Origin of the sequence: Citrifermentans bremense (assembly GCF_014218275.1) — a bacterium.
Taxonomy (GTDB): domain Bacteria; phylum Desulfobacterota; class Desulfuromonadia; order Geobacterales; family Geobacteraceae; genus Geomonas; species Geomonas pelophila.
Window position 1 is genome coordinate 1,494,060 of record NZ_AP023213.1, and the last position, 12,828, is coordinate 1,506,887.

Below are 12,828 nucleotides of genomic sequence, written 5' to 3' on the forward strand. Positions count from 1 at the left end.
AATGTAGTATCGGTGCCTTATGAAATTTACCCCTATCAAGCCGAAGAAGGTGTCGACCCAGATCGCGGAGCAGATACGCAGCTCCATCCTTGCGGGCGAGTTCAACCCGGGGGAGAAGCTCCCCCCCGAGCGCGAGCTGGCCGAGCTGTTCGGCGTCTCCCGCCCCTCGGTGCGCGAGGCGCTCAACATCCTTACCTCCTCCGGCCTGGTCGAGACCTATCAAGGGGGGGGCACCCTGGTCCGCTCCCTGGTCGAGAACTCAGCGGGAATGCCGCTTTCCGAGCTGATCCGCATCGACGGCGACCGTGCCCTGGACGTGATCGAGGTGCGCAAGGGTATGGAATCCTGGACCGCCTGGTACGCCGCTTCCCGGGCGCTCCCCGAGGACGTCAGGCGCCTCAAGGTGGTGGTCGACGGCATGGCCAAGAACCTGGAGCAGCTGAAGGCTTCGGAGGATTTCGACGCCCACTTCCACATGCTGGTCGCCCGGGCCACCCATAACGTGGTCTGGAGCCACATGATGCAGAGCATCTTCGAGGCGATGCAGGAGTTCCAGCGCGACGTCTGGCGCGCCGTCTACCTTACCGAGGAGGACCAGCGCCTGCTCTTCAGCCACCATCTGAAGATCTACGAGATGATCCGCGACCGCGACGCCGAAGGCGCGAGAGCGGCGATGCTCGAGCACCTCGACTTCGCGCAGAAGAGATGCTCCGCCTACGTCTCCATGCGCGGCACCGAATAACGCAGCAGCAAACAAACGACAAAGGCCCGGCAGCCATCCTGCCGGGCCTTTGTCGCTTTCTGTCCGGCGCCGATGGCGCCGCGCCCAAATCCCCCGTTTTTGGTTGAAGCTCACTTTCTTTTTGGGTATAGTGACCCGTTATTTCTTGCAGATTAATTCCAAGGAGGAGTTCGATGATAGATTTTCTGGGCGGTTGGAAGAGAACCAGTTACTGCGGCGAGTTGAGGGGGAGCCACATAGGGCAGGAAGTCACCCTCATGGGTTGGGTCTCCAAGAGGCGCGACCACGGCGGGCTCATCTTCGTCGACCTGCGCGACAGGGACGGCATCTCCCAGATCGTCTTCGACCCGGAGCGCTGCGCCGAGGCCCACGCCAAGGCCGAGTCCGCCAGGAACGAGTACGTCCTCGCCATCAAGGGGACGGTTGCCGCCCGCCCGGAAGGGACCGTGAACCCGAAGATGAAGACCGGCGAGATCGAGGTGCTGGTGACCGAGTGCAAGCTCCTCAACCCCTCCAAGGCGCTCCCGTTCACGCTGGACGGCTTCGTGGACGTCAACGAGAACATCAGGCTCAAGTACCGCTACCTCGACCTGCGCACCGGGACCCTGCAGCAGAACCTGATGCTCCGCTCCAAGGTGGCGCAGCTCACCCGCTCCTACCTAAGCGACAACGGTTTCATCGAGCTGGAGACCCCGTTTCTCACCAAGTCCACCCCGGAAGGGGCGCGCGACTTCCTGGTCCCCTCCCGCATCAACAAGGGCGAGTTCTACGCGCTGCCGCAGTCCCCGCAGCTCTTCAAGCAGATCCTCATGGTCTCCGGGTTTGACCGCTACTTCCAGATCGTGCGCTGCTTCCGCGACGAGGACCTGCGCGCCGACCGCCAGCCCGAGTTCACCCAGATCGACTGCGAGATGTCCTTCATCGACCGCGAGGACATCATCACCGTGATGGAAGGGCTCATGGCGCGGATCTTCAGCGAGGCCAAAGGGGTCAAGGTGGAGCTCCCGATAGAGCGGATGACCTACCAGGAGGCGATCCGGCGCTTCGGCGTGGACAACCCGGACCTCCGCTTCGGCCTCGAACTGGTGGAACTCTCCGACATCGTCAAGACCTCCGGGTTCAAGGTCTTTGCCGACGTGGTGAACGGCGGCGGCATCGTCAAGGGGATGAACGTGAAGGGCGCCGGCGCCATGAGCCGCAAGGAGATCGACGACCTGACAGAGTTCGCCAAGATCTACGGCGCCAAGGGGCTTGCCTACGTGAAGATGACCGCGGAGGGGTGGCAGTCCCCGATCGCCAAGTTCTTCACCCCGGAAGAGATCGCCACCATGGACAAGGCCTTCGACGCCGAGGAAGGGGACCTGCTTCTCTTCGTCGCGGACAAGCCGAAGGTGGTCAACGACTCGCTGGGCAAACTCAGGAACCACTTGGCCGCCAAGATGGGGCTCACCGATCCCAACGTCTTCCGCTTCGTCTGGATCACCGACTTCCCGCTTCTTGAGTGGGACGAGGAGGCCAACCGCTGGGCGGCGGTGCATCACCCGTTCACCGCTCCCATGGACGAGGACCTGCAGTACGTCGAGAGCGATCCCGGCCGCTGCCGCGCCAAGGCCTACGACCTGGTGCTGAACGGAAACGAGATCGGCGGCGGCTCCATCAGGATCCACCAGGAGGAAGTGCAGTCGCTCATGTTCAAGATGCTCGGGCTCTCCGAAGAGAATGCCCGTTCCAAGTTCGGCTTCCTGCTCGACGCGCTGGAGTACGGCACCCCGCCGCACGGCGGCATCGCCTTTGGCCTGGACCGCCTGATGATGCTCATCACGGGTAGCGACTCGATCCGAGACGTCATCGCCTTCCCGAAGACCCAGAAGGGTGCCTGCCTCATGTCCGAAGCCCCTTCCGGGGTGGATGCACTGCAGCTGCGCGAGCTCGGTATCCGTCTCGCCACCAAATAGGGGGGCTGTTGAAGCTTGCCGTCCGTTTCATAACCCTGCTGCTCGTTATCTCTGCGGCGGCCTGCGCAACGCAGCCGCCGCGTTTTCGCGACGAGGCGAGCGCGAGGCTCCAGCAACTGAGGCTCGAAGGCGGCGAGCGGCTCCATCCCAACGAGTACGCCGGTACGCTCCAGGCCTTTTTCAAGGGGGACGCGCTGCTTGTGGCCAACGAGCGCGAGGAGGCGGAGCGCTACTTCCAGCTGACCCTCTTGAAGGCCGAGCTGCTGGAAAAGACCCTCGACGAGGAGAAGGCGCGGGAAAAGGCCGCGCGCGAACTGGCCGAGGAGGAAAGACGGCGCGCCGAGCACGAGAAAAAAGCGCTGGAAGAGGCGGAGCGGCGCGCCAAGGCGAAGGCCGCGGCCGAGGAGAGGGCCAGGCGGGAGGCGGCGGAGGCCGAGCGCAGGAGGGCGAAAACCCAGAAAGAGCCGCAGCTCGTCCCCTCCTACACCGTCAGAAGGGGGGAGTCGCTCCCCCTCATCGCCTCGCGCCCCGAGGTGTACGGCGACCGCTCCCTCTGGCCGCTTTTGTACCGCGCCAACCGCGACCAGATCCGGGACCCCAGGCACATCTGGCCCGGGCAGGTGCTGCGCATCCCTCGCAACCAGGGTCGCGACGACATCTCCGAGGCCAGGCGCTACGCCCAGGAACACCCGCTGCACTGACGAGCAGTTGACGGTATATTTAAACAGTATTTTGCCGTCGCCAAATCTCTTTCAAAACCCCTTCGCACCACCGCAGTTCGAGTGATTATAACCCCTTGAACTGCTCCGCCCGCACCCCTCGCCACTAATTGCAGACGCGCCGTATCCCGCCCCGATTTTCCCTTGACAGTGAAAAACGTTTTGTATACTGTATACAAAATTTGTAAACCAGAACAATCCTGCTAACATCCCATAATCCCTTGTATATCGAAAGCCGCATTGCAGGGGGGCTGCCGGCAGCCTAAAGGCTGACAGTCGACAGGCTCCCACAGGCGAAATAAAACAGTATATCGGGCGTACTGTCGTGCACAGTTGCCCCTTGTAAACGACCTTTAGTGCAATTGGCATAAAACCCAAGGAGAGACCATGACAACAGAAAAAGCAAAGATCGTTTGGACTAAGATCGACGAGGCCCCCGCACTGGCAACCTACTCCCTGCTCCCCATCGTCAACGCCTTCACCAAGGCCGCTGGCGTTGTCGTTGAAACCAGGGACATCTCGCTGGCAGGCAGGATCATCGCTAACTTCCCGGACTACCTGACCGAAGGGCAGAAGATCCCCGACGAGCTGGCTTACCTGGGCGAACTGACCCAGAAGCCGGAAGCCAACATCATCAAGCTTCCGAACGTCTCCGCCTCCATCCCGCAGCTCAAGGCAGCCATCGCCGAGCTCCAGTCCCAGGGGTACAAGCTCCCGGAATACCCGGAAGAGCCGAAGACCGACGAGGAGAAGGCGCTGCACGCACGCTACGCCAAAGTGCTGGGCTCCGCAGTCAACCCGGTCCTCAGGGAAGGTAACTCCGACCGCCGCGTCGCCAAGGCCGTCAAGGAATACGCCAAGAAGCACCCGCACAAGATGGGCGCCTGGTCCTCCGACTCCAAGAGCCACGTCTCCAACATGAGCGCCGGCGACTTCTACCACAGCGAGAAGTCGGTGACCCTGAAAGAGGCGACCACCGCGAGGATCGAGTTCGTCGACAACTTCGGCAACGTCACCGTGATGAGGGAGAAACTCCCGCTGCAGGCAGGCGAGGTGCTGGACGGCTCCTTCATGAACGTGCGCGCCCTCAGGAAGTTCATCCAGGAGCAGATCGACGACGCGAAAGCCAAGGGTGTCCTGTTCTCCGTGCACCTGAAAGCGACCATGATGAAGATCTCCGACCCGGTCATCTTCGGCCACTTCGTCTCCGTCTACTTCAAGGACGTCTTCGAGAAGCACGCGGCGACCTTCAAGGAGATCGGTGTCAACCCGGACCTGGGCCTTGGCGACCTCTACAAGAAGCTCGAGAAGGTTCCGGCAGGGAAGAAGGCAGAGATCGAGGCCGACATCCAGGCTACCTATGCGAAGCAGCCGCCGCTGGCGATGGTCGACTCCGACAAAGGGATCACCAACCTCCACGCCTCCAACGACATCATCATCGACGCCTCCATGCCGGTCGTTATCCGCGACTCCGGCAAGATGTGGGGCCCGGACGGGAAACTCGCCGACACCAAGTGCGTGATCCCGGATACCTGCTACTCCGAGTGGTACGAGGAGTGCATCCAGTTCTGCAAGGAAAACGGCCAGTTCGACCCGACCACCATGGGCGCCACCTCCAACGTCGGCCTCATGGCTCAGAAAGCTGAAGAGTATGGCTCCCATGACAAGACCTTCAAGGCGCCCCTGAACGGCACCATGCGCGTAGTCGACGCTTCCGGCGAAGTGCTGATCCAGCACCAGGTCGAAGAGGGCGACATCTGGCGCGGCTGCCAGGCGAAGGATCTCCCGATCCGCGACTGGGTCAAGCTTGCCGTCAACCGCGCCCGGGCGACCGGCGCTCCGGCCGTCTTCTGGCTCGACAAGAACAGGGCTCACGACGCCCAGATGATCCAGAAGGTGAACACTTACCTGAAGGACCACGACACCAAAGGGCTCGAGCTGCACATCATGTCCCCGGTAGAGGCGATGAAATTCACCCTCCCCAGGGCCAAGAAGGGCCTCGACACCATCACCGTGACCGGCAACGCTCTGAGGGATTACCTGACCGACCTCTTCCCGATCCTCGAGCTCGGCACCTCTGCTAAGATGCTCTCCATCGTTCCGCTTCTGGCGGGCGGCGGCCTGTTCGAGACCGGTGCGGGCGGCTCCGCTCCGAAGCACGTCCAGCAGTTCCAGCAGGAAGGCTACCTCCGTTGGGACTCTCTGGGCGAGTTCCTGGCCCTGGCGGTCTCCCTGGAGCACCTGGCTGCGACCTTCAAAAACGAGAAGGCGGCGCTTTTGGCCGAGACCCTCGACGTGGCCAACACCAAGTTCCTGGATCAGAACAAGAACCCGGCGCGTAAGGTCGGCCAGATCGACAACCGCGGCAGCCACTTCTACCTTGCCATGTACTGGGCCGAGGCTCTCGCCGCCCAGACCAAGGACGCTGACCTCGCCGCACGCTTCGCCAAGGTCGCCAAGCAGCTGCAGGACAACGAAGAGAAAATCAACGCCGAACTGATCGGCGCACAGGGCAAGCCGGTCGACATGGGCGGCTACTACCACCCGAATGATGCCAAGACCGAAGCTGCTATGCGTCCGAGCGCAACGCTGAACGCCATCATCAACTCGATCGTATAAGCTTTCGCTGCACCAGGTAGATAATCTCAATTTAATTACGGAGGAAGAAAACATGGCACGTAAGAAAATCGCACTTATCGGTGGTGGACAGATTGGCGGCGTACTTGCACAGCTTGCAGCTCTTCGCGAACTGGGCGACGTAGTGATGTTCGACATCGTCGAAGGTCTTCCGCAGGGCAAGATGCTCGACATCGCCGAGGTCGGCTCCGTCGACGGCTTCGACTGCAACCTGAAAGGGACCAACAGCTACGAGGACATCAAGGGCGCCGACGTGGTCATCGTCACCGCAGGTCTTCCCCGTAAACCGGGCATGAGCCGCGACGACCTGATCGAAGTCAACTCCAAGATCATGACCTCCGTGGCTGAAGGTATCAAGGCAAACGCGCCCAACGCGTTCGTCATCGTCATCTCCAACCCGCTCGACGCAATGGTTACCCTCTGCCAGAAGATCACCGGCTTCCCCTACAACCGCGTCATCGGCCAGGCCGGCGTGCTCGACTCCGCACGTTTCAAGACCTTCATCGCTTGGGAGCTGGGCGTGTCCGTGAAGGACGTCAACGCCATGACCCTGGGCGGCCACGGCGACGACATGGTGCCGCTGGTACGCTACGCCTCCGTGAACGGGATCCCCGTCATGGAACTCCTCGAGAAGAAATACAAGGACAAAGCCAAGGCTAAAGAAGTCATGGACGCCATGGTCAAGAGGACCCGCGGCGCAGGCGGCGAGGTCGTTGCTCTCCTGAAGACCGGTTCCGCATTCTACTCCCCGGCTTCCTCCGCCATCCAGATGGCGGAATCGATCCTCAAGGATCAGAAGCGCGTGCTCCCGACCTGCGCTTACCTGAACGGCGAGTTCGGCGTCAAAGGCTTCTACGTCGGCGTTCCCTGCGTACTGGGCGAGAACGGCGTCGAGCAGATCCTCGAGTTCGAACTGGACGCAGAAGAGCAGGCGATGATGGACAAGTCTGTAGCAGCCGTCAAAGAACTCGTCGGCTCCATGAAGTAGCAGCAGGCTGAACATGCTTTGCCAGGGGGTAAGGAGGTGTCCCCTCCTTACCCCTTTTTTGCAAGGCGAAGCGGTGGCGCTGGATAGCCGCAGCTTGCATTTTGTATACGGCATGTGTTATAAAACCATATTTTGAACAGCCTGAAAGGGCATTTTAGTCAAAGGAGCTACGTGGATGGAGAAAAAACTGCCGACAATCGAGATAATCGAGAAGTACTGCAAGGGGTGCCACATCTGTGTGGAGTTTTGCCCTACCAAGGTCTTGGAAATGAAGGGTTTCGTGGCAAGCGTCAAGAACCTTGAGGCTTGCATCAAGTGCATGCAGTGCGAGCTTAGATGCCCTGATTTTGCAATCAAAGTAACGGCTTAATTATTCTTAGGAGGTATTGAAAGTGGCTAAAAAAGTTGCATTCCTTCAGGGGAACGAAGCTGCCGCACAGGGTGCATTGTACGCCGGGTGCACTTTCTTCGGCGGTTATCCGATTACACCCTCCACCGAAGTTGCAGAGGTTCTCTCCATAGAGCTTCCGAAAATCGGCGGCAAATTCATCCAGATGGAAGACGAGATCGGCGCGATGGCTTCCGTCATCGGCGCGTCGCTGACCGGCGCGAAGGTGCTTACCGCTACCTCGGGTCCCGGCCTCTCCCTGAAGCAGGAGCTGATCGGTTACGCCTGCATCGCCGAGACCCCGGTCGTCATCGTCAACGTCATGAGGGGCGGCCCGTCCACCGGCATGCCGACCGGCCCTTCCCAGTCCGACGTGATGTGCGCCAAGTGGGGCACCCACGGTGACCACCCCGCCATCTGCCTCGTTCCGGCTTCCGTCCAGGAGCTGTTCGAAGAGACGGTTCGCGCCTTCAACCTGGCCGAGAAATACCGCACCCCGGTAATGGTCATGCCCGACGAGATCGTCGCCCACATGCGCGAGCGCATCGTGTTCCCCGAGCCGGGCGAGATGGAAGTCATCAACCGCACCGCTCCGAGCGTCCCTCCGGCTGAGTACAAGCCGTACGACACCAAGTTCGGCGACGTACCTCCCCTTGCCGCTTTCGGCACCGACTATCGCTTCCACGTAACCGGCCTCAACAAGGCCGAGGACGGCTTCCCGACCACCAAGGCAGCACTGGTACAGGCCGAGGAAGAGCGCCAGGTCCGCAAAGTCGAAGCAAATGTCGACGACATCGTGACCTTCGAAGAGTACGAGCTCGCCGACGCCGAGGTCGTGGTCGTAGCCTACGGCTCCACCTCGCGCTCCGCAAGGTTTGCAGTCAACGAGGCGAGGAAGGCTGGCATCAAGGCAGGCCTCTTCAGGATCAAGACCTTCTGGCCCTTCCCGGACAAGCAGATTGCCGCCATCGCCGGGAAAGCTAAAGCGATCATCACCCCCGAAATGAACCTCGGCATGTGCACCCAGGAAGTACAGCGTTGCGCAGCGGGCAAGGCGCCGGTGACCGGCATCTTCCGCGTCGATGGCGAGCCGATCAACCCGGGGCAGATCCTCGAAAAGATCAAGGAGGTCAAGTAACATGTCTTTTGATTACGATAAGTACATCCGTCCTGGCAAGCTGCCGCACATCTGGTGCCCCGGTTGCGGTCACGGCATCGTCATGAAGGGTCTGATCCGCGCCATCGACACCCTGGGCCTCGAGAAGAACAACACCGCTATCGTTTCCGGTATCGGCTGCGCTTCCCGTCTTCCCGGCTACCTCGACTTCTGCACCCTGCACACGGCACACGGCCGTGCAGCAGCTTTCGCCACCGGCGTAAAGATGGCGAAGCCTGAGATGAACGTGATCCTCGTCGGCGGCGACGGCGACGGTACCGCCATCGGCGGCAACCACTTCATCCACGCCTGCCGCAGAAACATCGACATGACCTACATCATCATGAACAACAACATCTACGGCATGACCGGCGGCCAGTTCTCCCCGTGCACCCCGACCGGCGCCAAGGCTTCGACCACCGTGTACGGCAACCCGGACCCGGCATTCGACGTCGCGAAGCTTGCCATCGGCGCCGGCGCGACTTTCGTTGCCCGCGGCACCGCGTACCATGCTACCCAGATCGACAAGCTGATCGTCGAGGCCGTGCAGCACAAAGGGTTCTCGGTAGTCGAGATCCTTGACGACTGCCCGACCACCTACGGTCGTCGCAACAAGTACAAGTCCGTCATCGAGATGATGAACCGCCTGAAGGACGTGGCTGTTCCCGTCAAGGCTGCCGAGAAGATGACTGCCGAGCAGCTCGAAGGCAAGATCCTCACCGGCGTTCTTTACAAAGAAGAAAGGCCCAACTACACGGACGAGTACGCGAAGGTCATCGAGCGCGCCAAGAAATAACCAAAGGAGGAGAACCTCAGATGTCTCAGAGATATGAAATCAGATTTTCCGGGGCTGGCGGGCAGGGTCTCATCCTTGCCGGTGTCATCATGGCCGAAGCCGCTTCCATCTACGACGGCAAGCAGGCAGTTCAGTCCCAGAGCTACGGCCCCGAGGCAAGGGGTGGTGCATCCAAGTCGGAGGTCATCATCTCCGATACCCTTATCGACTACCCGAAAGCAACCGTGGTTGACGCGCTGCTCGCGCTGACCCAGGAAGCCGCCGACAAGTACTCCCACGACCTGAAAGAAGGCGGGGTACTGCTGATCGATTCTGACCTGGTGAAGAAAGTACCGGCGGGGAAATTCAAAACCGTCGCCTTCCCGATCATCAACACCGCGAAGAACGAAGTCGGCCGCGAGATCGTCGCGAACATCGTGGCGCTGGGCGCCATGGTGGCACTGACCGAAGTCGTTTCCAAGGAAGGCGCAGAGAAAGCAGTTCTCGCCCGCGTTCCGGAGGCTTTCGTCGAGCTTAACAAGAAGGCGTTCCAGATGGGTTACGAGAAGGCGATCGCAGCACGCGCCTAATCTCAGCCTGCACAGGTAACATCGAAAGGCCCGGCGGCAACGCCGGGCCTTTTTTTTCGAATAATTTCGTGGCCCCCTGGGTATAGATGCGCTCGAAGCGCAGCACGCGACCGAACGTCCCCTCCTTTGCGAAAGCTCTTGAAAGATGTGCATGAAACGTGAGGCAAAAAGAAAAATGCGTCGAAACGTCGGGCACAGTTGCCTACAGAAGCGCTGCACGCGCCCAGCGTTCCCCCCTTTGCGAAGGGGGGACAGGGGGGATTTGCTTGTGGTGGAAGGTGCCGCAGCCTGATCACTTTGAAATTCCCCTGATTATTCGATATAAGAATAAAAGCCAGCATCCTCAATGAGAACCGGGAGTGATCGTGTCACTCGAACTTTGCCACATGGCGCTAAGACAGACGCTGGACCTGATCGGACTTACAGACGAGACTCTGCAGGGACTGACGCGCCGCAAGTTCACCAGCGACGAACTATACGGCGAGGTCCTCGGGAAGCTTTTAGGCGGCAACGGGGTACGCGGCCCTTCCGGCATCCTCATCGCCAGCGAGAGCGCCGACGCAGCCTGCTGCAACGGCAGGGTGTTCCACCTGCGCCACGAGCGTCTGGTTGAGCGCTCCGACGTCATCTGCATCGAAACCGGTTCGAGCTATGCCAGCAGCCTGGTCCTTCTGGAAGGTGGGGGGCAGGTGGTGGCAATCAACTGGAAGGACATCTGTTCCAGCGTCGAGGAATTCCAGGGCTTCTTCCATCCCAAGGTGGTGGCTGCGATGGCGGAGCCGATCCTCAACTTCGTGAGCTGCCGCATCAGCGGCAAGCCTGCAGGCATCATCGAGGCTTTCAATTACCCGGGGCGCGCCACCGAATACGACGCCGACGTGCTGCAGAGCGCGGCCGTGGTCATGGGATCGCTGCTGGCGGTGTCAAACGGGATGCGCGAGACGGAGCAGGCGTTCAACTACACCATAGAGGCTTTGGCCCGGGCCTGTGAGGCGGCGGAAGAGGACACCGGCAGGCACATAGTCCGCGTCAACCGCTATTCCGGTGCCCTTGCCGCCAACATGGGGTTCAACGTCGAGTTCATCGAGGACATCTCCATCTCGGCGCAGATGCACGACGTAGGGAAGATGAAGATACCGTCGGAAATCCTGCTCAAGAAGGGTCTGCTTAATGCGAAGGAGATGCAGCTGATTAGGCAGCATCCGGCGTTCGGCGCTGAGATCATTGGGGACTCCCCGAGGCTCAGGCTCGCGCACCAGATCGCTTTGGCCCATCACGAGAACTGGGACGGCACGGGATACCCGAAGCGGTTGCGTGGGGAGAGGATCCCCATCGGCGGGCGCATCGTCAAGGTGGCGGACGTCTACGACGCGCTGCGTTCCAAGAGGAGCTACAAGGGAGCCAGGACCCACGAAGAAGCGGTGGCTGTTTTCAGGGATGGGGATGAAAGGATCAATCCCGCGGCCCATTTTGACCCGGCGGTTTTAGCTGCATTCTTCAGGATAGAGCACATGTTCGACATGATCTACGACAGTTCGGTGCCGAAACTCGGGTTATACCGCAACCATAAGAACAAAGCCAAAAATGTCGGCCACGGAGACACGGAGAATAGCTGAGAAAAACTCAAGGGACAGGGTGAGGGAAGCCCCTGCTCATTTTTTTTCTCAGCTCCTCCACCCTTCGCTGCATGATCATCTGCTGCAGCTTCTCCGGCGGCGTCACCTTGCTGTCGAGCATCTCCGCTTCGATCCCCAGTTGCGCCGCGTTGAGCCCCGCCACCCTGAGCACTTCATCCCACTCCGGCATCTTCCCGCCGCAGTCTGCCGCAACCTGCAGCGGAAGAAACTCAACAATACCCCCCTTGACCGCGTCCAGGGCCAGCCTGATCCTGGTGGAGTCCCTGAGCTCTTCCCATTTGTTCGCCTTGTCGTGCAGCTTATTGGTCGCTTTCAGGGCGCGCAGCAGCGCCGACGGCAGGCGCAGCCTTTTGCAAAAGGCGTCGGCGGCAGCCGCTCCGAGCCCATCGTGGCCGTGGTGCTTGGGGTGCTGGTCCTTTGGAGTGTAGAGTTTTCCCAGGTCGTGGAAGAACGCGCAGAAGCGGCCGTTGACGTCACTGGTGAGGGCGGCCATACGCTCCAGCACCTGCACGGAGTGCGTGAAAAGATCCCCCTCCGGGTGGTGCTGAGGCGGTCCCGCGATGACCTGCGCCATTTCGAAGATTTCAGGGAGGTAGTTTTGCCCCACCTGGAATTCCAGCATGCGCCGGAAGAAGCGAGCGGGGTCGGGCTTGGCCAAGGCCTTGAGCATCTCCTGGGAGAAGCGCTCTACCGGGATGTTGGCGAAGGCGTCGGACCAGTCACTGCCAGTTAGGATGGATTCGGTCTCGCGGTCCAGACGCCATCCTTCGCACTCAAAACGGAAGGCACGGAACATCCTCAAGGGGTCATCGCTGATGCTGGTGGGAGTGCAGGCGCGCAGGGTGCGCCGCTTTAGGTCGGGCTCGCCGCCCAATGGGTCGGTGAGCGCGCCGTCCAGGCTCATCGCCATGGCGTTAACCCTATAGTCGCGGCGATGAAGATCAGCCTCCAGTTCCTCAACGGACTCCAGGCGGGTGATCTCGATCTTTCCGAACTCCTGGCGGTAACTGAAGTAGATGTTGGGGGTGCTCTTGGATTCGACCAGGCGGAAGCCGAGAGAGGCGAGTTCCGCGGCGGGAATCGCCGCCGCGAGATCTACATCCTGGCAGGCAACTCCCAGCAGGAAGTCGCGCACCATGCCTCCGGTGAGGAAGATACGGGAGTGAAGGGACGCGGGGAAGAACTTCTTCAGTCGTAGGATCAAAGCGTCCATGGCCACCCTTGAAGCGGCATTGCTGCCG

General features: G+C 60.7%; 11 protein-coding genes. 10 read left to right on the top strand and 1 reads right to left on the bottom strand.

Annotated features, from left to right (window positions below; genetic code table 11):
- Positions 1 to 19: 19 nt before the first annotated feature.
- From GEOBRER4_RS06560 to GEOBRER4_RS06605, 10 genes are all read left to right on the top strand, one after another.
- Complete coding sequence (locus GEOBRER4_RS06560) at positions 20 to 742, top strand: FadR/GntR family transcriptional regulator (protein WP_085813284.1); 723 nt, start codon at positions 20 to 22, stop codon at positions 740 to 742.
- 173 nt (positions 743 to 915) lie between these two features.
- Entirely contained in the window at positions 916 to 2,697 is a 1,782-nt protein-coding gene (gene aspS / locus GEOBRER4_RS06565; protein WP_185244731.1) for an aspartate--tRNA ligase, read from the top strand.
- 8 nt (positions 2,698 to 2,705) lie between these two features.
- Complete coding sequence (locus tag GEOBRER4_RS06570; RefSeq protein WP_185244732.1) at positions 2,706 to 3,398, top strand: LysM peptidoglycan-binding domain-containing protein; 693 nt, start codon at positions 2,706 to 2,708, stop codon at positions 3,396 to 3,398.
- 405 nt (positions 3,399 to 3,803) lie between these two features.
- On the top strand, positions 3,804 to 6,035 hold the full coding sequence (locus GEOBRER4_RS06575) for an NADP-dependent isocitrate dehydrogenase (protein ID WP_085813281.1): 2,232 nt from the start codon (positions 3,804 to 3,806) through the stop codon (positions 6,033 to 6,035).
- Positions 6,036 to 6,087: 52 nt separating this feature from the next.
- The gene (gene mdh, locus GEOBRER4_RS06580) at positions 6,088 to 7,041 is read left to right on the top strand and encodes a malate dehydrogenase (protein WP_085813280.1); all 954 of its coding nucleotides are present in this window, start codon (positions 6,088 to 6,090) and stop codon (positions 7,039 to 7,041) included.
- Positions 7,042 to 7,216: 175 nt separating this feature from the next.
- A complete protein-coding gene (locus GEOBRER4_RS06585) occupies positions 7,217 to 7,411 on the top strand; it encodes a 4Fe-4S binding protein (RefSeq protein WP_012531327.1) in 195 nt (64 codons plus the stop codon).
- 22 nt (positions 7,412 to 7,433) lie between these two features.
- On the top strand, positions 7,434 to 8,567 hold the full coding sequence (locus GEOBRER4_RS06590) for a 2-oxoacid:acceptor oxidoreductase subunit alpha (RefSeq protein WP_085813279.1): 1,134 nt from the start codon (positions 7,434 to 7,436) through the stop codon (positions 8,565 to 8,567).
- Position 8,568: 1 nt separating this feature from the next.
- Positions 8,569 to 9,381 (top strand): 2-oxoacid:ferredoxin oxidoreductase subunit beta, encoded by an 813-nt coding sequence (locus GEOBRER4_RS06595; RefSeq protein ID WP_015836640.1) that lies wholly within the window; start codon positions 8,569 to 8,571, stop codon positions 9,379 to 9,381.
- 20 nt (positions 9,382 to 9,401) lie between these two features.
- Positions 9,402 to 9,950 carry a 2-oxoacid:acceptor oxidoreductase family protein gene (locus GEOBRER4_RS06600; protein WP_085813278.1) on the top strand — a complete coding sequence of 183 codons (549 nt, stop codon included), beginning with the start codon at positions 9,402 to 9,404 and terminating at the stop codon, positions 9,948 to 9,950.
- Positions 9,951 to 10,315: 365 nt separating this feature from the next.
- A complete protein-coding gene (locus GEOBRER4_RS06605) occupies positions 10,316 to 11,566 on the top strand; it encodes an HD-GYP domain-containing protein (protein WP_185244733.1) in 1,251 nt (416 codons plus the stop codon).
- 7 nt (positions 11,567 to 11,573) lie between these two features.
- Here the strand turns inward: GEOBRER4_RS06605 and GEOBRER4_RS06610 are convergent, their stop codons facing one another.
- On the bottom strand, positions 11,574 to 12,800 hold the full coding sequence (locus tag GEOBRER4_RS06610; RefSeq protein WP_185244734.1) for an HD domain-containing protein: 1,227 nt from the start codon (positions 12,798 to 12,800) through the stop codon (positions 11,574 to 11,576).
- Positions 12,801 to 12,828: the final 28 nt, after the last annotated feature.